This window comes from Stenotrophomonas sp. 704A1 (assembly GCF_030549525.1).
GTDB classification, from domain to species: Bacteria; Pseudomonadota; Gammaproteobacteria; order Xanthomonadales; family Xanthomonadaceae; genus Stenotrophomonas; species Stenotrophomonas tuberculopleuritidis.
The window spans coordinates 1,387,397-1,408,573 of sequence record NZ_CP130831.1; the positions used below are offsets into that span (position 1 = coordinate 1,387,397).

Genomic DNA, 21,177 nt, shown 5'->3' on the forward strand with positions numbered 1-21,177 from the left:
GGGACGGGGGCCACAGCGCCGTGCTGGCTAGACTCGATGGTTGATGATCGGGCCGAAGGGCAGGGGTGGACTGTGTTGAAGTGGGGCATGCTGGCGATCGCGCTGGCGACAGGTGGGCATGCAGCCGCGCAGCAGCGCGAGCCGGTGGATCTGGACATGGTCGGCAAGATCCGCCAGCAGGCCTTCCACCGTTCGCAGGTGATGGACACCTTCAGCTACCTCACCGAGCGCATCGGACCGCGCCTGAGCAACTCGCCGGCGATGGGCCGGGCCAATGCCTGGACCCGCAGCAAGTTCAACGAGTGGAAGCTGGACAACGTCCACGACGAAGCCTTCGATGATTTCGGCCGCGGCTGGGAGTTCACCTCGGCCAGCGTCGAGAGGCTGGGTGAGCGCGTGCAACCGCTGCATGCCCTGCCCAAGGCGTGGACGCCGGGCACCAACGGGCCGGTGGAAGGTGATCTGCTGCAGGTGGACATCAAGAAGCCGGAAGACATCGACCAGTACCGCGGCAAGCTGCGTGGAAAGATCCTGCTGCTGGGCGAGGCACGCGAATACAAGCGCGGCACCGACGCCGATTCGCACCGGCATGACGCCACCTCGCTGGAAGGCCTGCAGGAATTCACCCTGCCCAAGGACAAGGACGTGGCCGCCGATCGTGCCAAGCGGGTCAAGGAATACCAGGAAAAGCAGGCGCTGGCGGCCAAGGTCAATGCGTTCTTCGTGGAAGAAGGTGCGCTGGCCGCGATCAGCATCAGCAGCTGGGACAACGGCATCATCCGCGTGGCCGGCGGCGGTTCGCGCAAGGCCGGCGAATCGGTCGGCATCCCCGAACTGGCGATGATCGCCGAACACTTCAATCCGCTGGCGCGCGCGCTGGAGGCCAAGCAGGCCGTGCGCCTGCGCGTGGATGTCGCGGCGCGCTTCACCGATGTCGCCGACCAGCCCGGCTACAACACGTTGGCCGAGATCCGCGGCAGCAGCAAGCCCGATGAAGTGGTGATGATCGGTGCCCACCTGGATTCCTGGCACAGCGGCACCGGCGCGGCCGACAACGCTGCCGGGGTGGCGGTGATGATGGAGGCCATGCGCATCCTCAAGGCCACCGGCGCCAAGCCGAAGCGGACCATCCGCGTGGCCCTGTGGAGTGGCGAGGAGCAGGGCCTGGTCGGCTCGCAGGCCTATGTGGCCAGGCATTTCGGTCGTTTCCCGGAACCCGCCGATCCGGCCCAGAAGGCGCTGCCGGCATCGCTGCGTGACCCGACCGGCGCGCTGCAGAAGACGCGCGATTACAGCAGGTTCCAGGTCTACTTCAACATGGACAACGGCTCGGGCCGCTTCCGTGGCATCTATGCGCAGGAGAACCTGGCCGCGATGCCGATCTTCGAAGCCTGGCTGGCGCCTTTCCATGACGTCGGTGCCACCACCGTGGCCACCCGCAACACCGGCAGCACCGATCACATCAGCTTCGACCGCATCGGCCTGCCCGGTTTCCAGTTCATCCAGGACAAGCTGGACTACTTCAGCAACGTCCATCACAGCCATCTCGATACCTGGGACCATGCCGAGCCGGAAGACCTGAAGCAGGCCGCGGCCATCGTCGCCTCCTTCGCCTACCACGCGGCCATGCGCGAGCCGTCCTTCCCGCGCAAGCCCGAGCCCCAGCCGTAACCGGGGGCAACCCGGGGGCGCCGGACGTGCGGCGCCCCGGGTCGCGTTCCGGGGCTGGTGGTAAAATCGGGGAATTCCCGTTCCTCGAGCCCTCCATGACCTGCCGCACCCGCTTCGCCCCCAGTCCCACCGGCTACCTGCACATCGGTGGCGCCCGCACCGCGCTGTACTGCTGGCTGGAGGCCCGCCACCGGGGCGGCGAGTTCGTGCTGCGCATCGAGGACACCGACCGTGAGCGCAGCACCCAGGGCGCGATCGACGCCATCCTGGAGGCGATGGAGTGGCTGGGCCTGGATTACGACGAGGGTCCGATCTACCAGACCGACCGCGTTGCCCGTTACCTGGAAGTGGCCGAGCAGCTGGTGGCCGACGGCAAGGCGTACTACGCCTACGAGACCCGCGAAGAGCTGGACGCGATGCGCGAGGCCGCCATGGCGAAGCAGGAGAAGCCGCGTTACAACGGCGCTGCGCGCGAACTGGGCCTGCCGCGCAAGGACGACCCGAACCGCGTCATCCGCTTCAAGAACCCGCTGGACGGCACGGTGGTGTTCGACGACCTGATCAAGGGCCGCATCGAGATCGCCAACAGCGAGCTGGATGACATGGTCATCTTCCGCCCGGACGGCTACCCCACCTACAACTTCGCGGTGGTGGTGGATGACTGGGACATGGGCATCACCGAGGTCATCCGCGGCGACGACCACATCAACAACACCCCGCGGCAGATCAACCTGTATGAAGGCATCGGTGCGCCGGTGCCGAAGTTCGGCCACATGCCGATGATCTTGGACGAGCAGGGCGCCAAGCTGTCCAAGCGCACCGGCGCCGCCGACGTGATGCAGTACAAGGACGCCGGCTACCTGCCCGACGCGCTGCTGAGCTACCTGGCCCGCCTGGGCTGGTCGCACGGCGACCAGGAGCTGTTCAGCCGCCAGGAACTGATCGACCTGTTCGACGTGAAGGACTGCAATTCCAAGGCCTCGCGCCTGGACATGGCCAAGCTGGGCTGGGTCAACCAGCACTTCCTGAAGACCGAGGAAGTGGCCGCGATCGTGCCGCACCTGGTCTACCAGCTGCAGAAGCTGGGCCTGGACCTGGCCGCCGGCCCCGCCCCGGAGGACGTGGTGATCGCCCTGCGTGAACGCGTGCAGACCCTGAAGGAAATGGCCGAGAAGGCGGTGGTCTGGTACCAGCCGCTGACCGAGTACGACGACGCGGCGGTGGCCAAGCACTTCAAGGCCGGTGCCGAGGTGGCGCTGGGCAAGGCCCGCGAGCTGCTGGCCGCCCTGCCGGAATGGACCGCCGAATCGGTCGGCGTCGCCCTGCACGACGCGGCCGCAGCGCTGGAAATCGGCATGGGCAAGGTCGCCCAGCCGCTGCGCGTGGCCATCACCGGCACCCAGGTCAGCCCTGACATTTCCCATACCGTTTACCTGGCCGGCCGCGAGCAGGCCTTGAAACGCATCGATGTGGCCATCACCAAGGTAGCAACGGCCTGAGCCCACCGGCCCAGGCCCGAACCGGAGAACACGCATGCCCGCCAAGACCGCCACTGCCTGCACCGCCCCGCACCACCACGTCCACGATGCATCGGATTTCGTGGCGGTGGTCGAGCGCGTCTCGCGCGAACGCGGGCTGCGCCTGACCCCGATCCGCGCCAATGTGCTGAAGCTGATCGCCGAGGCCGGCAAGCCGGTCAAGGCCTATGAGCTGCTGGAATGGGTGCGCAACGGCAAGGGCGTGGGCGCCGATGCCCCGCCCACCGTGTACCGCGCCCTCGACTTCCTCATGGCGAATGGCTTTGTGCACAAGCTGGAGTCGGTGAATGCCTTCGTGGCCTGCCACCATCCCAGCAGTGCCGCACACTCGGTGCCGTTCCTGATCTGCAACAGCTGCCACAGCGCGGTGGAACTGGAAGACCGCGAGATCGTCAGCCAGCTGGAAAAGCGCGCCAAGGAGCTGGGCTTCCAGCCGCAGGCGCAGACCCTGGAAGTGCACGGGCTGTGCGCCCGCTGCGCAGGCTGACGCAACGGTAGTGCCGGCCGCTGGCCGGCATGAGGACCGGGGTCGGACCCCTTTGCCCCAAGGCAGAGGGCTCTGGCCCCATCTCACAGACGCTGCCGCAGCCGCTTCAATGCCACCTTGCGCGCAGCAACCATCTCTTCCTCCTCCAGCGCCAGCGACTGCAGCCACGCCATCGCTTCAGCCACCGATGCACCGCGCGCGGCATACAGCGCCAGGCTGCGGGCCTGCGCGGTCGGCGCCTGTTCCCACGCGCGCTGGACCAGGCGCAGCAGCGCCTGCTGCGTCGCCACCGGCACCACAACGCCCTTGTCCAACGACAGCAGCGAATTCAACGCAGCCAGTGCCCGCGACGGCGCCGACATCGGATCGCCCTGGCTGAAATCCGCCTGCGCGCAGAACCCCAGCAGCGCCATCACCGACGCCTCGCTGCGCACGTCTTCCAGCACACCAATCGCATAGGTCGCCCGCCGCGGATCATCCAGCAGCGGCTGCAACCCCGCCACGCCGCCGTGGCCGAATGCCGCACACGCCTGCGCCCACGGCGCCATCGGCGCGAAGTGCGTGCCATCGGCGTTGTACTGGAATTCCTCGCGCCAGCCGTGCAGCGCACACAGGCGCTCGATCTCGGCCGCGCCTTCGCTGCCGTGTTCCAGCACGAAGCGGATCAGATCCTCCACGTCCACGTTGCCGCCATGTTCCAGCGGCGCAGGGCCCTTGGCCGCTTTTCTGGCCAGTGCGTTGAATTTCATGATGAGTGATCGTTCCTGACCAGAAGCAGTCGAGCACGGCTCGACTCTACAAATAAAGCGGAGCCAGGGCCCCGCTTTTGATTCTATTCCTTTGATTCGCGTGGCTGACCCACCCGGCCCATCCAGCAATCCAACCGCAACGATCAGCCACGAGGGGCTCCGCCGTTCGCCGCCTTCGGCGAAGCCGCGCGGTTCGGCTGGCAGTAGAGCAGTCGACTGCCAGTCGACTCTACCGTTCCGGTGCCGGTGCCGGCGCCGGCTCCGCCGCCGTATCCACCCGCGCGATCACCGACATGCCCGGCCGCAGCCGCGCGGCCAGTGTCTGGCCCGGATCGATCGAGATCCGGATCGGCAGCCGCTGTACCACCTTGGTGAAGTTGCCGCTGGCATTGTCCGGCCGCAGTACGCTGAATTCCGAGCCGGTGGCCGGTGCGATCTGCTCGACGTGGCCACGCAGCACCTGGCCCTGGAAGGCATCCACCGCAAACGTCGCCGGCTGGCCGATGCGCATCTGCCAGGTCTGGCCTTCCTTGTAGTTGGCGACCACCCACAGTGCGTCCGGCACCAGGAACAGCAGCTGCGAACCGGCCGCCACGTACTGGCCTACGCGCACGCTGGCCTCGCTGATCTGGCCGTCGCGCGGCGCATGGATCACCGTGTTGGCCAGGTCGATGCGCGCCAGTTCCAGCTGCGCCTGCGCGCTTTCCACCTGCGCTTCCAGGCTCTTGCGCGCCACCTGGGTGGACACCAGCGTCTCTTCGGCGATGCGGATCTGCGCCTGTGACTGCTGCACGCTGGCCTGCGCCGACGCCTGCGTGGTGCGGAACTTGTCGCGGTCGTTGATCGATACCAGCCGCTGTGCAGCCAGCTCCTCGTAGCGCTTCAGTTCGTTGCGCGAGCGTTGCAGCTCGGCCTGGCCCGCCGTCAGGGTGGCCCGTGCCGCGCTGATCTGCGCCCGGTTCTGCGCCTGCGACTGGTCCGAGTTGGCCAACGCGGCGCGCGCGCTGTCCAGTGTTGCCTGCGCCTGTGCAACGCGCTGGGCGTAGATGCGGTCATCGATGCGCAGCAGCGGCTCACCCTTCTTCACCTGCTGGAAGTCCTTCACCAGCACCTCGGTCACATAGCCGTTCACCTGCGGCGCCATCACCGTGATCTGTCCGCGCACATAGGCGTTGTCGGTCACCATCACGCTGCTGGTGAACGGCCACAGGTGCCAGGCGCGCAGGATCAGGGCGATGCCCAGCAGCGCCACCACCACCATCACCACCACGCTGCGCGCGCTGGGCTTGAGGTACTTCGGCGCCGCTGCCGGTGCCGCCGGCGTGGCTGCGGGCGCGGCATCGGTGGGCGGCGGCGGGGTGACGTTGTCAGCAGCGTCGGTATCGTCGGCACGGGGCGGGACGGGAGGCATGGCGAAGGACTCAGCGCAGTGCCGCGGCCGGCGCCGCAGCGGAGGAGGGGGTGGGGTGGCGCTTGCGCCATTGCTTGCGCACGGCGGTGCGCAGCGACAGCAGCAGCAACCAGCACAGGAAGCCGATTGCCAGCCAACCGCTCAGTGTGAACACGTCATTGAAGCCACGCACGTTGGCTTCGCGGCGCGCGGTCTGCGCCAGCTGCGCGCTGCCCTGCGCGCTGCGCAGCACCGGGTCGGTGATCTGTGCGCCGTACAGCTGCTGCTGGACGCGCAGGCGTTGTGCCACCACCGGGTCGGCCGGGTCGAGCTGGCTGGTCAATGCGCTGGAGTACAACTGCTCGCGATGCAGCTGGAAGGTGCCCAGCACCGCCGAGCCGGCCAGGCCACCGAGCGTCTGCGTGATCGACAGCGTCACCAGGAAGGTGATCATGTGGTCCACGCCCTGCTTCAGCGCGGCGGAAATGCCGAGCATGATCAACGGGCCCATGAACATGCCGGCACCAACCGAGGCCAGGAACTGGCTGATGTAGAAATCGTGCGGCCGGTCCAGGCTGGTGCGGTGCTGGTCGAAGAAGGCGGCGGTGCCCAGCAGCAGGATGGCGAGCAGCAGTTGTGCGATCAAGCGCTTGGGGCCGAACGTCAATGCTGCACCAGCGATGCCGGTCACCACCCCGGCCAGGATCACCACGAACAGCGGCCGCATCTGGTCCGGGCCCATGCCCAGCGTGCGCATCAGGTTGACCACGCCGTAGGACTGTTCGGTGGTCAGGAAACGGATCAGGAACGCGCCGACGATGAAGTGCAGGACCGGCAGCGTCGACAGCCAGCGGATCTGCAGCAACGGGTTGCGCCGGTAGTGCTCGAGGATCAGCGCGGTGGTGGTCAGCGCGATCGACGCGATCAGGGCCCAGCCCAGCCACGGCGTGTTGAGCCACCAGCGCGTGTAGCCCTGCGCCAGCACGATCACCAGCAGGGCGACAGCAGGGGCGAGCAGGGCGAAGGTGAGGAAATCCAGCGGTTCGAAGGCCTTCACCTGGATGCCGGGTGGCAGCTTCAGCACCACCACCGCAGCGAATGCACACAGTGCCAGCCCGGCTTCGAACGAATACAGCTGGTGCCATTGACCGGTATCGACCAGCCCCGGCGAGACGATCCAGGCGATCGGCACCGCCAGCTGCGACAGGCCGACGCCGACCACCAGCAGATTGCCAGTGAAACGGCGCGGCAGCGCCTGCAGCATGTACAGCGTGCCCAGGGTTGAACAGGCCGCGCCAGCGAAGCCGCTGGCGGCTCGGGTCAGCATGGTGGTCTCGAAGCTGCCGACGAACAGGTGCAGCACGGCCAGCGCTGCGTACAGGCCCAGCCCGATCTCGGCAAACAGGCGGATGCCGTACTGCTGGCGGAACTTGAAGGCCAGCAGGTTGGCCGTGACATTCACCATCGCATAGGCCGCCACCAGCCAGCTGCCCTGGGTCGGCGTCAGCGCCAGCTGGCCCTGCAGGAACGGCAGGTTGGCGGTGACCAGGGCATTGCCGAGGCCACCGGTGATCGCCACCAGCAGCGATACCAGCGCATAGGCCAGCCGCCGATACGGCGGGTGCCAGGGCATCGAGGCCGAACCGGGCATGGTCGGCTTCTCATGGTCCTCCCAATCCGGAATCGGCTTGAGATACGGCTGCACCATCAGCGTGGCCCGGTGGCGGTTCCCTGCAGGCCACCACGCAACAGCTGCAGTGCGCGCCCGGCCAGTTGCGCACGCTCCTCGCGGGTCTTGCCGCGCAGGGCTGCGCCGAGCATGCCCGAGATCAGCGAGATATCGGTCTTGTCCAGGTCGGGCCGGCACAGGCCGGCGGCCTTGGCGCGGGCAATCGGTTCTTCCAGCAGGTCGCGCACGGTCTCGCGCGCGGTGCGCATGGCCGGCACGTCCGCGTCCACCGCACGCCAGTAGTCGGCCAGTGCAGGCGAGTCGATGATGCGCTGGGCCATGCCCTCGAACACCTCGAACAGGGCGTCATCGCGGTCGCCCAGCTGCTCCACCTGGCGGCGGATCCGGTCGACCGTGCGTTGCAGCAGCGCCTGGATCAGCGCGGTGCGGTCGGGAAAATTGCGGTACAGCGTGGCCCGGCCGACTTCGGCGCGTTCGACCACCAGATCCAGGGGAGCAGTGACCCCGTGCTGGCCGAACACATGGTCGGCGGCATCGAGGATGAGGGCACGGCGGGCGGCGGCATCGGCACGTTGGGCGGTCATGGAATTATTTTCGGACAAAAGTGTCCGTTGCGCGAGACGTTGAGTGACGGGATTGTCCGCTTGTTGTCCTACGCACATCTTTGTGATGGACGCGTGATGGGGCGGCGAAATGAAAACGGGGGCCCGAAGGCCCCCGTGGTGTGCATGTGGAAGGAGTGGGAAATGGACCCACACCCTGCGTGGAAGAAGGCGGGGCCAGCGCCCTTGGCGATGGCCCCGGCCTGGCCGGTCAGAAGTAGGCGCGGATGCCGAATGCGACGCCGCGGCCCGGCAGCGGCGAGTAGTCACGCAGCAGCGAGGTATGCGGACGCACTTCGCGGTTGGTCAGGTTGCTGCCGTCCAGGAACACTTCGTAGCTGTTGCTGTCGTTGCGGTCCCAGCGGTAGGCGAAGTGCGCGTCGACCAGGGTGTAGCCGTTGCTCGGCGCCTCGTTCTGCGCCACATCCTTCTGCCGGCTGTAGCGGACCGCGCCCACCGAGGCACGCCAGCCGTCCTTTGCCCAGCGCAGGTCGGCGCCGACGCGGGCCGGTGCGATGCGCGGCAGGTAACCGGTGTTGGCCAGCTCCACCGTGTAGTTGTGGTTGTGGTCGCCATGCGGCACGGCGACGTCCAGGGTGCGGCTGCCGCTGCCATCCAGCTTGGCCTTCACGTAGTCGCCGAACAGGCGAAGGTCCCAGTCACCGGCGCCGCCTTCGAACAGGTGCACCAGGGCCTCGGCCTCGGCACCGCGGAACACCGCGTCCTGCTGGGTCCAGGCACGGACCGGCAGACTTTCAGTGACGCCGGTGTCGGCCAGGTAGATGAAGTCCTTGAACTTCGTCTGGTACACCGCAGCCGAAAAATCCAGGCGTTCGCTGTGGGTGTGGATGCCCAGCTCGACGCGCTGGCCACGCTCGGTCTTCAGGTCGGCATCGCCGATTTCCAGCGAACGGGTGGCGATGTGCGCACCGGCGGCGTACAGCTCCTCATTGGTCGGCGCACGCTCGGAGCTGTCCACGCCGATGCGCAGGTCGACGGCATCGTTGAGCTTCCAGATGCCGGCCGCCGACAGGTTGGTCGCATCGAACGTGCGGCGCTGGTAATCACCGGTCGGGTCCAGCTTGACCTGGTCATGGCGGCCGCCCAGTTCCAGCTTGAACGGACCGAACTGCTTTTCCTGCAGCACGAACACGCCGATGTTCCTGGTGCCGGTATCCGGAACGAAGGCTTCTTCGCCCTTCGCACCAAAATCGCTGTTGCCCACCTGCAGGCCGAACGCGCCGTCCCAGCCACCGATCTGCTGCTGCACGGCTTCCAGGCGGCCTTCGATGCCACGGTTGGTGAAGCGGGTGGACGGCGTACCGGCTTCCAGCTCGACATGCTCGTAGTCGGTGTAGGCCACGCGCGCATTGATGTTCTTCAGGAACGAGACCGGGTTGTAGATGCCGGCCTTGGTCTCGAAGCGGTTCTGCACCATGTCGATGCGCACGTCGTGCTCGTCACCTTCTTCCTCGTCGCCATGGTCGTGGTCGTGATCATGATCGTGGTCCTCGCCGTCGGCGTGCACGTGGGCGCCGTTGGGGATGCCGTAGTTGGTGCGGTAGGTGCTGGCCGATACGCCGAAGTAGCCGCCTTCGCCCAGCCAGGTGGCACCAACGCCACCGGCGCGGGTACGGATGGAGCTGTTGTCGAGGCGGCCACGGCGCGGCTCTTCGCCTTCCTCGCCTGCGTGGTCGTGGTCTTCGTGGTGGTCTTCCAGGCTGTCGATCACCGCGTAGCCGGGGATGCGGTAGTCATCGCCGTTGCGCACCAGGCCATCGACATGCAGCACGACGTTGCCGCTGACGCCGTCGAGGCGGAACATGCCGCTGCGCTCGTCGTTGACCGAGTTGCCACGCAGTTCGGCGCGGCCGCTGAGCGGACGATCCGGCAGTTCGCGCGCGATGCGGCCATCGACCACGTTCACCGCGCCGCCGATCGCGCCGCTGCCGAACAGCAGCGTGGCCGGGCCTTTCAGCACTTCGATCTGGTCAGCCAGGAACGGCTCGATGCTGGTGGCATGGTCGGCGCTGACCGTGGAGGCGTCCATGTTGCCCATGCCGTTGGACAGCACGGCCACGCGCGGGCCTTCCTGGCCGCGGATGATCGGGCGGCCGACGCCAGGGCCGAAGAAGGTGCTCTGCACGCCGGGCAGCTTGGCCACGGTGTCACCCAGGGTGCCGGCCTTCTGTTCGTCCAGGCGTTCACCGGCCAGCACCTCGATCGGGCGCGCCAGCGATTCGGCATCGCCCTGCAGCGGCGACGCGGTGACCTGCACCGACGACAGTTCGGTCAGGTGGCGGTCACGATGCGCGTCGTCCGCAGCGGCGGCGAACGCGGCCGACGGCAGCAGGGCGGCGAGCGCCAGGGCCAGGGTATGCGGCTTGAAGCGTGGGTGGTGGCGGGGCATGGGCGGGTCCTTTGTTACAATGTATCAATCGTATGGCGCACGCATCCCATCGGCGGGACGGGGGAGGGGGAAACCGTGCGGTTCGGGAACGGATGTTATATTATTCCATAACGATTCGCCGACCCTGCTGGAAGTCATGTCCCTGTCCTCACGTCTGCGCCGCCTGCTTGACCGCTTTGGCGCCACCGGTTCGATGCTGTGCGCGGTGCACTGCGCGGTGATCCCGGTACTGCTGGCAGCGGCCCCTTCGCTGGGGTTGTCGTTCTGGCTGAGCGATGGCGTCGAGCAGGCGCTGGTGGTGTTCGTGACCCTGCTGGGGCTGTTCAGCCTGGTCTGGGGGTATCGCCGGCATGGCGCCCTGCGTGCGCTGGCGTTCCTGATTCCCGGCCTGGTCGCGCTGTGGGCCGGCGTGCTGTACGACCCGCTGCACCACAATCCGGTGCCGCATGCGGTGGTGATGACCCTGGGCGGGCTGCTGGTGGGCATCGCGCATCTGGTCAACCTGCGCTTGAACCATGGCCACGTGCATGACGCCAGCTGCGCGCACTAGGCCCGCCGTGATAGGCTTTCCGATCGTGCGCGGGGGCGCCCAGCAAGGCGGCCCCGCCGAACCCGTGTCAGTACGGGGTAACCAGATTTCACATTTGAGGAGTTGAAGACATGGGTAAGGGTGACCGCAAGACCGCCAAGGGCAAGCGCTACAACGCCAGCTACGGCAACGCCCGTTCGCACACCGCGAGCAAGGTCGCCGTAGGCGCCGCCGCCCCGGTTGCCAAGAAGACCGTGGCCAAGGCTCCGGCGAAGAAGGCCGTGGCGAAGAAGACCGTCGCCAAGGCCTGATCCGGCCGACCGACCGGTCCAATGAAAAACGCGGCGCCTGGCGCCGCGTTTTTTTATGCCTGTGCGGCCAGCCGTCGCGCCTGCCGAGCCAGGCCCGGCGGATGACGCACGATCAGCGCAAGGTCTTCAGCAGGGTGTCCGCCTGGCCATCATTCGGCGCGGCCGGTACCTGCAGCAGATGGGCCAACAGCGGGTAGACATCGACGTTGTCGAAGCCGTCGATCACCAGCCCCTGCCGGAACGACGGGCCGCTGGCCAGGAACACCGCGCGCATCGATGGCAGGTCGGGATCGTAGCCGTGCGATCCGCGATCGGCATGCTCGCGCGTAGCGATCCGCGCGGCGCTCAGCGCATCCCAGCCCTCGTCCATCTGGCAGACGATGGCCGGCACCCGCGGATGCGTGCCGTACTGCCAGCGCGCCGGCAGCGCGTCCTTCTTCCAGCACTGGTAATGCTCGTGGCGGCCCAGCAGGATGCGCTCGGCCTCTGCCTCGCGGCCCGCCACCGGCGCGAAGCCGACCGACTGCCCGGCGCTGACGTTGCGTGCAAGCGCAGGATCGGCCATCGACTCGATGGCGATCACCTGGCCCTCCGGTACCTGCGCCATGCCATGGTCGGAGACCACCACCACATTGGTGGTCGCTGCCAGGCCGTGCTGCTGCAATCCATCCAGGACCTGCCCGATGATCTGGTCGGCGCGCACGATCGCATCGGCATACTGGCGGGAGTCCGGGCCGAAGTTGTGGCCGGCCTTGTCCACATGCTCCATGTACAGCGTGGTCAGGCGCGGCGCATCGGCATCGGTCTGCGCCAGCCACTCCAGCACGGTGCGCGCACGCGCCTCCAGCGGTTCCTTGCCGTCGTAGATGCGCCACTGGCTGGGACGCACGCCACGGATCTCCGACTCGCTGCCCGGCCACGACGTGGTGGCGGTGCGCACCCCGGCGTTCTCGGCGCCGACCCAGATCGGCTCACCGCCCCACCAGCCGCTGGTGGTCACCGCGCTGCGGTCGTGCAGCGCGAAGCGGCCCAGCGCAGCATCATCCATGCTGTTGTTGATGATGCCGTGGTGGTCCGGGCGCAGTCCGGTGACCAGCGTGTAGTGGTTGGGGAAGGTCAACGATGGATACGACGGTGTCATCCAGCGTGCGCGCACGCCGTTGTCGATCATGCGCTGCAGGTTCGGCGTCAGGCCGCGGTCGAGCGCATCGGCGCGCAGGCCATCGATGGAGATCAGCAGCAGCTTCGGCGGCGCGGCCGCAGCGACGGAAGGGGGAACGGAGGCGGACGGGGCGGGCGCGGTGGTGCAGGCAGCCAGGGGCAGCAGCAGTGCCAGCGCGCAGGTCAGGCGTACGGAAGTCATCCGTGCATGATAAGCCGGTGCAATGACGTACCAAAGACACGGGGCGCGTTGCGCCCCGCGTGCGCCCGCGCGCCGCGCAGCGGCACGCCCTCAGGCGAACAGGGGCGCCTGGCGCTGCTCCAGCCGCAGCAGCGCGGCCTTGGTTTCCAGGCCGCCGCCGAAGCCGGTGAGCGCGCCGTTGCTGCCGATCACGCGATGGCAGGGCAGGATGATCGGCAGCGGATTGCGGCCATTGGCCGCACCGACCGCGCGGGTCGCGCTGGGCTGGCCCAGATGCTGCGCCAGCTGCAGATAGCTCCAGGTCTGGCCGAACGGAATCAGCGCCAGCGCCTGCCATACACGCAGCTGGAACGGCGTGCCGCGTGGTGCCAGTGCAAGGTTGAAGCTGCTGCGCTCGCCATGCAGGAACTGCAGCAGCTGCTCGCGGGCGTCGGGCAGTGCGTCCGGTGCGTAGTGCCAGTCATCGCGGCCACGCGCCGGGTGGCGGTTTTCCGGGAACAGCACATGGGCCAGGCCACGTTCGTCACCGGCGATGGTCAGCACGCCGATCGGGCTGTCAAAACGGTCGAACAACAGGGTCATGTCGGTTCTCCAACGAAGGTGCCGGACAGGTGCCACAGATGCAGCACGGCATAGGCGCGCCACGGCCGCCACGGCTGCGAGCGGGCTTCGGTGGCGCGTTCGCTCAGGCGCTGGCCCTGCGCATGGCCCAGCACCTGCTGCAGCACCAGGTCGCCGGCGGGGAAGGCATCGGGCTGGCCGAGGCCACGCAGCGCGATGTACTGGGCCGTCCACGGGCCGATGCCGGGCAGCGCGACGCAGCGCGCAACGAACTCCTCCAGCGCCTGCCCGGGAGCGAAATCGAGCTGGCCGCTGGCACAGGCGCTGGCCAGGGCGCGCACGGTGGCGGCACGACTGCGCGGCAGGCCGATCGATTCCAGCGGCGCCTCGGCCAGCACTGCCGGGGCGGGGAACTGGCGGTCGAACTCAGCCGGCATGCCCGGCAGATGCGCACCGTAGGCATCGACCAGCCGGCGTGCGAAGGTCGTCGCTGCGGCCACGCTGACCTGTTGGCCGAGGACCGCGCGTACCGCTACTTCAAAGCCATCCCAGCCGCCCGGTACGCGCAGCCCGGGGCGTTCGGCGATGCCACGCGCCAGCAGCGGTTCCTCGCCCAGCGCGGCGTGCACCTGTTGCAGGTCGGCATCCAGGTCGAACACGCGACGGACCCGGCGCACGATGTCGGGAATCAGGCGCGGGTCGACCGCACCCAGCTGCAGGCGCAGTTCGGGGCGCTTCGGATCGGCGCTGACGCGCAGCAGGGTGGGGCGTTCGGCGGTGCCGAGCACGCGCTGGTAACTGTCCTCGCCAATCAGTTCGATGCCGGGCAGGCTGCGCTTGCGCAGGAACGCCAGCATCCGCGGGAAATCCAGCGGTGGGCGGTAGCCCAGGCGCAGCACCAGTCCGCCGTCATCGGCGGCCAGCGGGTGGTGCTGGCGGCGCAGTGCCGTCGGTGCCATGCCGCAGCCCTGCAGGAAGGCGGTGTTGAAGCGGCGCAGGCTGTTGTAGCCGGCCGCCAGCGCCACGTCGGTCACCGGCAGCGTGGTTTCGGTGAGCAGCTGCTTGGCCAGCAGCAGGCGGTGGGTGGCATGGATCTGTCCCGGCGTCGCCCCCAGGTGCTCGACGAACAGGCGCTGCAGCTGGCGGGCGCTGATGCCGATCCGGGTGGCCAGGCCGGCCACCGGCTGCTCCTGCAGATAGCCGCCCTGGATCAAGGCCAGTGCGCGTTGCACGGCCTGCCCGGCCAGCGCCTGCTGTGCCTGCGGTGCCAGCTCGGGGCGGCAGCGCAGGCAGGGCCGGTAACCGGCGGCTGCGGCGGCCGCCGCGGTGGGGTAGTAGCGGATGTTGCGTGGCTTCGGTGGCGGGGCCGGGCAGACCGGCCGGCAATAGATGCCGGTGCTGCGCACGGCGGTGAAGAACACGCCGTCGAAGCGCGCATCCCGGGCCAGGCGGGCACGGTCGCAGGCGGCGGTGTCGAGGGCGAGAGCGGTATCCATGGCGCCAGTCTAGGCCCGTGCGGGCAGGGATACTCGCCGGATTCGGACATCGATGCTGAAGAGGGCGGCAGGCTGCGCCCTGCATCCGCCGCAGCAACGACCGCGGCTGAAGCAACGGCGTTCTGCTCTGGCCGGTGTTGATCCTGGTCGGTACGCAATGCCCAGGGTCAGAAGGGGTTCAGTGCCACGCGCTGAATGCGCGTAGCGGACGGGTAGACTGTGGCCCTTGCTCCCATCGATCCCGGTTGCCCGATGTCCGCCAAATTCCGCTGGTTGCCCCTGTTGTGCCTGGCCCTGGCGGGCTGCAGCCAGCTGGAGAATCCGGGCAATGTCACCGCTGCCGACAAGGCCACGCGTGCCCCGGCCAGCGATGGCGAGAACATGGTGTCGATCAACGCCGCCGATGCACCGCCGCCGCCGGCGCCGCCGCGCAGCCGGGCCGACCGGCCGTGGCCGCAGGCGCAGCTGGAGAACGGCAAGGCCTGGGTCAGCTGCAGCACCGATTACGCAGCCGAAGGGGGCGATGGCACCGAGCTGGAAGGCCTGCAGCGCGAGCAGCTGGTGCAGGCGCTGGCGCCGTGTGCCGAGCGCGGCCTGCTGCGGGTGCGCTACAACGGCAAGATCAATCCGGGCTTCGCCGAACTGATGTGGCGCCTGGCCGTGGTCGCCGATGAACTGCAGATCCACAAGCGCATCCTCGACCTGGACTCCAGTGGCGGCCAGGTGGAATCGGCCATCCTGGCCGGCGACAGCATCGGTGAGTCCGGCTGGACCATCTGGGTGCGCGAAGGCTCGATTTGCCACAGTGCCTGCGTGTTCGTGCTCGCGGCCGGCGACAACCGCCTGCTGACCGGCAAGGTCGGCATCCACCGGATGATGCGCATCAGCTCCAAGGCGACCTCGCGTGCCGAGCTCAATCGCGAACTGCATGAGGTCTACGACAACGTGAAGGACTACCTGCAGCGCAATGGCGTGGCGGTGGGCGTGGCCGACCTGATGATGACCGTGCCCAACCGCAGCCTGCGCCTGTTGACCCCGGACGAGCTGCGGCAGTACGGCCTGGACGGTACCAATGCGGTGCAGGACGACCTGGAGCGGATCAAGCAGATGCGCGCCTGCGGCGATGATTTCGTGCAGCGCAAGGATGCCTTCCTGGTGGCCTTCGACCAGCAGTGCAAGCGCGAAGGCGCGGACATGGAATCGATCAACAGCTGCGGCCAGGCATTGAAGCAGCGCTTCGGCTTCCCGGATCCGGTGTGCCCGGAGGAAAGCCCGCTGTCGGAGATCGATGTGGCCACGCTGCCGCCGGCACCGCCGGAGCCGCCGCCGGTGGCCGAGCAGCTGCCCGCGCCGGCCGCCAACGCCGATGCCGGCGCGGTGGAAGGCAGCGTCCACGCACGCTGACGAACCACTCACCGCGCTGGCGTAGACTGCCGTTCTTCCCATCGAACCGGCGGTGTCCATGAAGCGCGTGCTCCTGCTGCTGTCCCTGTTGCCCCTGGCGGCCCTGGCGCAGACGCCTGCGCCGGCCACGCCCGCGCCGGCTCCCGCGCGCCCCGCACCGAGCGCCGCCGGGGCGGCGAAACCGGCAACCGCGACGGCACCGGCGTTGAGCCCCGCGCAGCAGGCGCAGGTGCAGAAGCAGGACGCGGAAATGGGCAGCGCGGCCTTGCAGGCGGCACAGCTGGTCGACGCCAACCGGGCCGCCGAACTGTGGGAGGGGGCCTCGGCCGTCGCCCGGCGCGCTGTGCCCAAGGACGCCTTCGTCAGCCAGCTCGCCGCCGATCGCGCGCGCCTGGGGGCGATGGCCGGCCGTGGCCAGCCGACCATCACCCGGGTCAAGTACGCGGCCGGCGCGGCGGTCCCGGAGGGGCTGTACATCAATGTCAGCTTCCCGACCCGTTTCGCCAACAGTGCCCAGCCGGTACGCGAACTGGTGTCGTTCCGCTTCGACGAGGACCAGACCTGGCGCCTGGCCGGCTACAGCCTGCGTGCGTCCAGCCCCTGACGGAGAGTGAGCATGGCAACCGAACTGACGATGCTGGCCTGGGCGACGCTGCTCGGCTTCGTGTACATCTTTGCCGCATCCACAGTGATTACCCGCGAGCGCGGCATGAAGTGGAATGCCTCGGTGCGCGATGACCAGGGCCGGCCGCTCAGCCCGCTGGCCGGCCGCCTGCAGCGGGCGCAGGGCAACTTCCTGGAGACGTTTCCGTTCTTCGCTGCTGCCGCAATTGCGGTGGTGGTGGCCGGGCGCGGCAGCGACACCACGGCGCTGGCTGCGCAGGCCTACTTCTGGGCACGCGTGGTCTACCTGCCGCTGTATGCCGCGGGCGTGCCCTACGTGCGCAGCCTGGTCTGGCTGGTGTCGCTGCTGTCGATCCTGGCGCTGGTGTTCGCGCTGCTGTGAGCCGGGCCTGATCCAGATCAAGGCCAGTCATGCGCGTGGCGCTATGCTGGCCGCGACTGAATCAACGGCAGGAGGCGCGCATGCGCAGGATGGACGTGGTGGTGGTCGGCGCCGGACCGGCAGGTCTGTGCTTCGCGCGCGCGCTGGCCGGCAGCGGCCTGCAGGTCGGGCTGGTCGAGATTCAGCCGCGCCAGGCCCTGGCCGAAGCCGCCTTCGATGGCCGCGAGATCGCGTTGACCCATGCCTCGCGGCAGAGCATGGAGCAGCTGGGGCTGTGGCAGCGCCTGCCGCACGCCGAAATCGCGGAACTGCGCGATGCCAGGGTGATGAACGGCGGCTCGCCGTTCGCGCTGACCTTCGCCAGCAGCCAGGTCGATGGCCAGCCGCTGGGCTGGCTGGTGCCCAACCATCTGATCCGCCGTGCTGCCTGGGATGCCGTGCAGGACCAGGACGGCCTGGAACTGTTCGACGGGCGCAGGGTGCAGGGCGTACAGGCCGACGCACAGGGCCATGTGGTGACCCTGGACGATGGCAGCAGGCTGCACGCACGGCTGCTGGTGGCCGCCGACAGCCGCTTCTCCGCGACCCGGCGCATGCTCGGCATCGGCGCGCAGATGCGCGACTTCGGCAAGTCGATGCTGGTGTGCCGCATGCAGGTCGAGCGCGACCATCACCACACTGCCTGGGAATGGTTCGGCTACGGCCGCACCATGGCGCTGCTGCCGCTCAACGAGGGCCAGGCATCGGCGGTGATCACGCTGCCGCCGCGGCAGATTGAAGACCTGTTGGCGATGGACGAGGTGGCCTTCGGTGAGGCCATCAGCGCCTGCTTCGAACACCGCCTTGGGCGGATGCAGCCGGTGGCGACGCCGCAGGCCTATCCGCTGGTGGGCGTGTACGCCCACCGGTTCATCGCCGAGCGTTCGGCGTTGATCGGCGATGCGGCGGTGGGCATGCACCCGGTGACCGCGCACGGTTTCAACCTGGGCCTGGCCAGCGCACAGCGACTGGCCAACGGCATCCTGGAACAGCAGCGGCGCAGCGCTGACATCGCTGCGGCCGGCATGCTGGCCGGCTACCAGCGTGGCCACCGGTTGGCGTCGCGGCCCTTGTACGAGGCCACCAATGCCATCGCCAGCCTGTACACCGACGACCGCCGGCCGGCGCGCCTGCTGCGGGCCGCCGGGCTGCGGCTGGCGCAGGGGGTGGCGCCGTTCCGGCAGCTGATCGCCTCGCACCTGACCCAGCGCGTGGCCTGAACCGGCTGGCCACGAGCCGCCTCAGCCGGCGGCCAGCACCCGGATCTGGCTGTCGTTGAACTCGACCACCTGGCCTGCGCGGATCTTGCAGGCCTTGCGCAGCTCGACTTCGCCATCGACCAGGACCAGGCCTTCGCTGATCACCATCTTGGCTTCGCCACCGCTGGTGACCAGGTCGGCCAGCTTGAGCAGCTGCTTGAGTTCGACGTAGTCGCCGTCGAGGTCGAATTCGAGGATCTGCATGGGACGGGGTTTCCTGCGGCAGGCGACGCCGGGCGGGGCCCGGGGCCGGTAAAATGGGGCGCCTATTGTGCGCTACCGCCGGCCGCAACGGGGTGCGGATGGTTTCCTGTACGCATGGTTCAGGATGAGTGCGGTATCATTCCGCTCTGAGCGAGTGAATCTCCCTCCGAACGAGCAGCGCCAGGGCACGCGATAAGAAGGGCGCCCAAAGCGCGGACCATCCCTTTTTTATCGCACTGCCATGCAGATGGCCGTGCCGTTGGAGTTCCCCATGTCCCACGATTCCCAGACGCCGGCCCAGGCGCCGATGCAGTTCGCGCAGCTTGGCCTGTCCGAGTCTGTCATGCAGGCCGTCACCGCCATCGGTTACGAAACCCCGTCGCCGATCCAGGCCGCCACCATCCCGGCGATGCTGGAAGGCCGCGACGTGCTCGGCCAGGCGCAGACCGGCACCGGCAAGACCGCCGCCTTCGCGCTGCCGGTACTGTCCAACATCGACCTGCAGCAGATCAAGCCGCAGGCGCTGGTGCTGGCCCCGACCCGCGAACTGGCCATCCAGGTCGCCGAGGCCTTCCAGTCCTATTCCTCGAAGATCCCCGGTTTCCGCGTGCTGCCGGTCTACGGTGGCCAGCCCTACGGCCAGCAGCTGTCGGCCCTGCGCCGCGGCGTGCACGTCGTGGTCGGTACCCCCGGCCGCGTGATCGACCACCTGGACCGCAGCACCCTGGACCTGTCCGAGCTGAAGACCCTGGTGCTGGACGAAGCCGATGAAATGCTGCGCATGGGCTTCATCGACGACGTCGAAGCGGTGCTGAAGAAGCTGCCGGCGCAGCGCCAGGTCGCGCTGTTCTCGGCGACCATGCCGCCGCAGATCCGCCGCATCGCGCAGACCTACCTGCAGGACCCGGTGGAAGTGACCATCGCGGCCAAGACCACCACCTCGGCCAACATCCGCCAGCGCTACTGGTGGGTGAGCGGCATGCACAAGCTGGACGCGCTGACCCGCATCCTGGAAGTCGAGCCGTTCGACGCGATGATCATCTTCGCGCGGACCAAGGCCGGTACCGAAGAACTGGCCAGCAAGCTGCAGGCCCGTGGCCTGGCCGCTGCCGCGATCAACGGCGACATGCAGCAGGCCCAGCGTGAGCGCACCATCGCCATGCTGAAGGAAGGCAAGCTGGACATCCTGGTCGCCACCGACGTGGCCGCCCGTGGTCTGGACGTGGAGCGCATCAGCCACGTGCTGAACTACGACATCCCGTACGACACCGAAAGCTACGTGCACCGCATCGGCCGTACCGGCCGTGCCGGCCGCAGCGGCGAGGCGATCCTGTTCGCCACCCCGCGCGAGAAGGGCATGCTGCGCCAGATCGAGCGCGCCACCCGCCAGCCGATCGAGGAGATGCAGCTGCCGAGCGTGGAAGCGGTCAACGACAACCGCATCAACAAGTTCACCTCGCGCATCACCGAGACCCTCGGCCAGGGCGGCCTGGACTTCTACCGCCAGCTGCTGGAGCGTTTCGAGGGCGAGCACAACGTGCCGGCCATCGACGTGGCTGCGGCGCTGGCCAAGATGCTGCAGGGCGACACCCCGTTCCTGCTGCAGCCGCCGGTGCGCGCCCCGCGTGAAGAGCGCGCGCCGCGCGAGCGCTTCGAGCGTCCGGAACGTGGCGAGCGCACCGAGCGCGGTCCGCGTTTCGAGCGTGGCCCGCGCCGTGACGATGCCGAGGGCGGCTTCGAGCAGCGCCCGCGCCGTGACGTGCCGCCGCGTGGCGCGCCGGAGCAGGGCATGGAGACCTACCGCATCTCGGTCGGCCACCAGCACGGCGTGAAGCCGGCCAACATCGTCGGCGCCATCGCCAACGAGGCCGGCCTGGAAAGCCGCTTCATCGGCCGCATCGACATCCACGAGGACTTCTCGCTGCTCGACCTGCCGGCGCAGATGCCGTCGGACGTGCTGACCCACCTGCAGAAGGTGTGGGTCTCCGGCCAGCAGTTGCAGATGCGTCCGCTGGCCGCGGGCGAGGACATCAATCCGGCCCCGCGTCCGTTCAAGCCGCGCTTCGACAAGCGCGGTCCGGGTGGCCCCGGTGGTCCGGGTGGTCCGCGCCGCGGTGGCCCCGGTGGTCCCGGCGGTGATCGTGACAGCCGCCCGCCGCGTCGTGATGGTTTCAAGCCGCGCGGTCCGCGCAGCTACTGATACCGGCGCAACTGCTTGAGCAACGCCAGCCTCCGGGCTGGCGTTGTCCGTTGTGGGGCCGCCGATGGAGGCGGTCCCGGCCGCCGGCGGGGCGGCGCAGGCTTCGCATGGCCCACACATCCCCGGCCCTAGGCTGACCGGGTTCCACAGGAGATTGTCACCGCATCACATTCGGGGGGATCCAGGATGGGTAGACGTGGCAGGGACCAACACCGTCGGCGGGTGCCGATGACCCGCGGGCTGGGACTGCGGTTTGCGTTGTTGACAG

At 68.5% G+C, this 21,177-nt stretch carries 19 protein-coding genes; 10 read left to right on the top strand and 9 right to left on the bottom strand.

Translation table 11 applies throughout. The features are described 5' to 3' along the window. The first annotated feature begins 87 nt into the window (after positions 1-87). The 3 genes from Q5Z10_RS06430 (at position 88) to Q5Z10_RS06440 (ending at position 3,696) form a co-directional block, all read left to right on the top strand. Entirely contained in the window at positions 88-1,671 is a 1,584-nt protein-coding gene (locus Q5Z10_RS06430; RefSeq protein WP_303638422.1) for a M28 family metallopeptidase, read from the top strand. A 95-nt stretch (positions 1,672-1,766) separates the two neighbouring features. Continuing rightward, positions 1,767-3,170: a glutamate--tRNA ligase gene (gene gltX, locus Q5Z10_RS06435; protein ID WP_303638423.1), complete on the top strand. Its 1,404-nt coding sequence runs from the start codon at positions 1,767-1,769 to the stop codon at positions 3,168-3,170. 34 nt (positions 3,171-3,204) lie between these two features. After that, the gene (locus Q5Z10_RS06440; RefSeq protein ID WP_005415799.1) at positions 3,205-3,696 is read left to right on the top strand and encodes a Fur family transcriptional regulator; all 492 of its coding nucleotides are present in this window, start codon (positions 3,205-3,207) and stop codon (positions 3,694-3,696) included. An 83-nt stretch (positions 3,697-3,779) separates the two neighbouring features. Here Q5Z10_RS06440 and Q5Z10_RS06445 read toward each other — a convergent pair whose 3' ends face one another. From Q5Z10_RS06445 to Q5Z10_RS06465, 5 genes are all read right to left on the bottom strand, one after another. Next, entirely contained in the window at positions 3,780-4,445 is a 666-nt protein-coding gene (locus Q5Z10_RS06445; RefSeq protein ID WP_303638424.1) for a hypothetical protein, read from the bottom strand. Positions 4,446-4,674: 229 nt separating this feature from the next. Beyond that, positions 4,675-5,856, bottom strand: a complete 1,182-nt coding sequence (locus tag Q5Z10_RS06450) for an HlyD family secretion protein (RefSeq protein WP_303638425.1) — start codon at positions 5,854-5,856, stop codon at positions 4,675-4,677. Positions 5,857-5,866: 10 nt separating this feature from the next. Next, the gene (locus Q5Z10_RS06455; protein ID WP_303638426.1) at positions 5,867-7,543 is read right to left on the bottom strand and encodes an MFS transporter; all 1,677 of its coding nucleotides are present in this window, start codon (positions 7,541-7,543) and stop codon (positions 5,867-5,869) included. Next, positions 7,543-8,109: a TetR/AcrR family transcriptional regulator gene (locus Q5Z10_RS06460; protein WP_303638427.1), complete on the bottom strand. Its 567-nt coding sequence runs from the start codon at positions 8,107-8,109 to the stop codon at positions 7,543-7,545. The genes Q5Z10_RS06455 and Q5Z10_RS06460 overlap by 1 nt, the downstream gene beginning before the upstream one ends. A gap of 229 nt (positions 8,110-8,338) precedes the next feature. Then, on the bottom strand, positions 8,339-10,537 hold the full coding sequence (locus Q5Z10_RS06465) for a TonB-dependent receptor (RefSeq protein ID WP_303638428.1): 2,199 nt from the start codon (positions 10,535-10,537) through the stop codon (positions 8,339-8,341). Between the two features lie 136 nt (positions 10,538-10,673). On the opposite strand from Q5Z10_RS06465, the gene Q5Z10_RS06470 reads away from it, so the two are divergent. Both Q5Z10_RS06470 and Q5Z10_RS06475 read left to right on the top strand, forming a co-directional pair. After that, a complete protein-coding gene (locus tag Q5Z10_RS06470) occupies positions 10,674-11,087 on the top strand; it encodes a MerC domain-containing protein (protein ID WP_303638429.1) in 414 nt (137 codons plus the stop codon). A gap of 110 nt (positions 11,088-11,197) precedes the next feature. Beyond that, complete coding sequence (locus Q5Z10_RS06475) at positions 11,198-11,377, top strand: 30S ribosomal protein THX (RefSeq protein ID WP_010483110.1); 180 nt, start codon at positions 11,198-11,200, stop codon at positions 11,375-11,377. 112 nt (positions 11,378-11,489) lie between these two features. Here the strand turns inward: Q5Z10_RS06475 and Q5Z10_RS06480 are convergent, their stop codons facing one another. The 3 genes from Q5Z10_RS06480 to Q5Z10_RS06490 form a co-directional block, all read right to left on the bottom strand. Then, the gene (locus Q5Z10_RS06480; protein WP_303638430.1) at positions 11,490-12,740 is read right to left on the bottom strand and encodes an alkaline phosphatase family protein; all 1,251 of its coding nucleotides are present in this window, start codon (positions 12,738-12,740) and stop codon (positions 11,490-11,492) included. A 90-nt stretch (positions 12,741-12,830) separates the two neighbouring features. Further along, a complete protein-coding gene (locus Q5Z10_RS06485) occupies positions 12,831-13,322 on the bottom strand; it encodes a methylated-DNA--[protein]-cysteine S-methyltransferase (protein WP_303638431.1) in 492 nt (163 codons plus the stop codon). Continuing rightward, positions 13,319-14,797, bottom strand: coding sequence for a DNA-3-methyladenine glycosylase 2 family protein (locus Q5Z10_RS06490; RefSeq protein ID WP_303638432.1), 1,479 nt, complete (start codon positions 14,795-14,797; stop codon positions 13,319-13,321). The genes Q5Z10_RS06485 and Q5Z10_RS06490 overlap by 4 nt, the downstream gene beginning before the upstream one ends. 252 nt (positions 14,798-15,049) lie before the next feature. On the opposite strand from Q5Z10_RS06490, the gene Q5Z10_RS06495 reads away from it, so the two are divergent. The 4 genes from Q5Z10_RS06495 to ubiM all read left to right on the top strand — a co-directional run bounded on the left by Q5Z10_RS06495 (position 15,050) and on the right by ubiM (position 18,466). Then, the gene (locus Q5Z10_RS06495; protein ID WP_303638433.1) at positions 15,050-16,201 is read left to right on the top strand and encodes a COG3904 family protein; all 1,152 of its coding nucleotides are present in this window, start codon (positions 15,050-15,052) and stop codon (positions 16,199-16,201) included. 58 nt (positions 16,202-16,259) lie between these two features. Then, positions 16,260-16,805 (top strand): DUF4019 domain-containing protein, encoded by a 546-nt coding sequence (locus Q5Z10_RS06500; RefSeq protein WP_303638434.1) that lies wholly within the window; start codon positions 16,260-16,262, stop codon positions 16,803-16,805. Positions 16,806-16,817: 12 nt separating this feature from the next. Continuing rightward, positions 16,818-17,207, top strand: a complete 390-nt coding sequence (locus Q5Z10_RS06505) for an MAPEG family protein (RefSeq protein ID WP_303638435.1) — start codon at positions 16,818-16,820, stop codon at positions 17,205-17,207. Positions 17,208-17,287: 80 nt separating this feature from the next. Beyond that, the gene (gene ubiM / locus Q5Z10_RS06510) at positions 17,288-18,466 is read left to right on the top strand and encodes a 5-demethoxyubiquinol-8 5-hydroxylase UbiM (protein WP_303638436.1); all 1,179 of its coding nucleotides are present in this window, start codon (positions 17,288-17,290) and stop codon (positions 18,464-18,466) included. Positions 18,467-18,487: 21 nt separating this feature from the next. Here ubiM and Q5Z10_RS06515 read toward each other — a convergent pair whose 3' ends face one another. After that, positions 18,488-18,709, bottom strand: coding sequence for an RNA-binding S4 domain-containing protein (locus tag Q5Z10_RS06515; RefSeq protein ID WP_303638437.1), 222 nt, complete (start codon positions 18,707-18,709; stop codon positions 18,488-18,490). Positions 18,710-18,980: 271 nt separating this feature from the next. On the opposite strand from Q5Z10_RS06515, the gene Q5Z10_RS06520 reads away from it, so the two are divergent. Next, positions 18,981-20,909 (top strand): DEAD/DEAH box helicase, encoded by a 1,929-nt coding sequence (locus Q5Z10_RS06520; protein WP_303638438.1) that lies wholly within the window; start codon positions 18,981-18,983, stop codon positions 20,907-20,909. Positions 20,910-21,177: the final 268 nt, after the last annotated feature.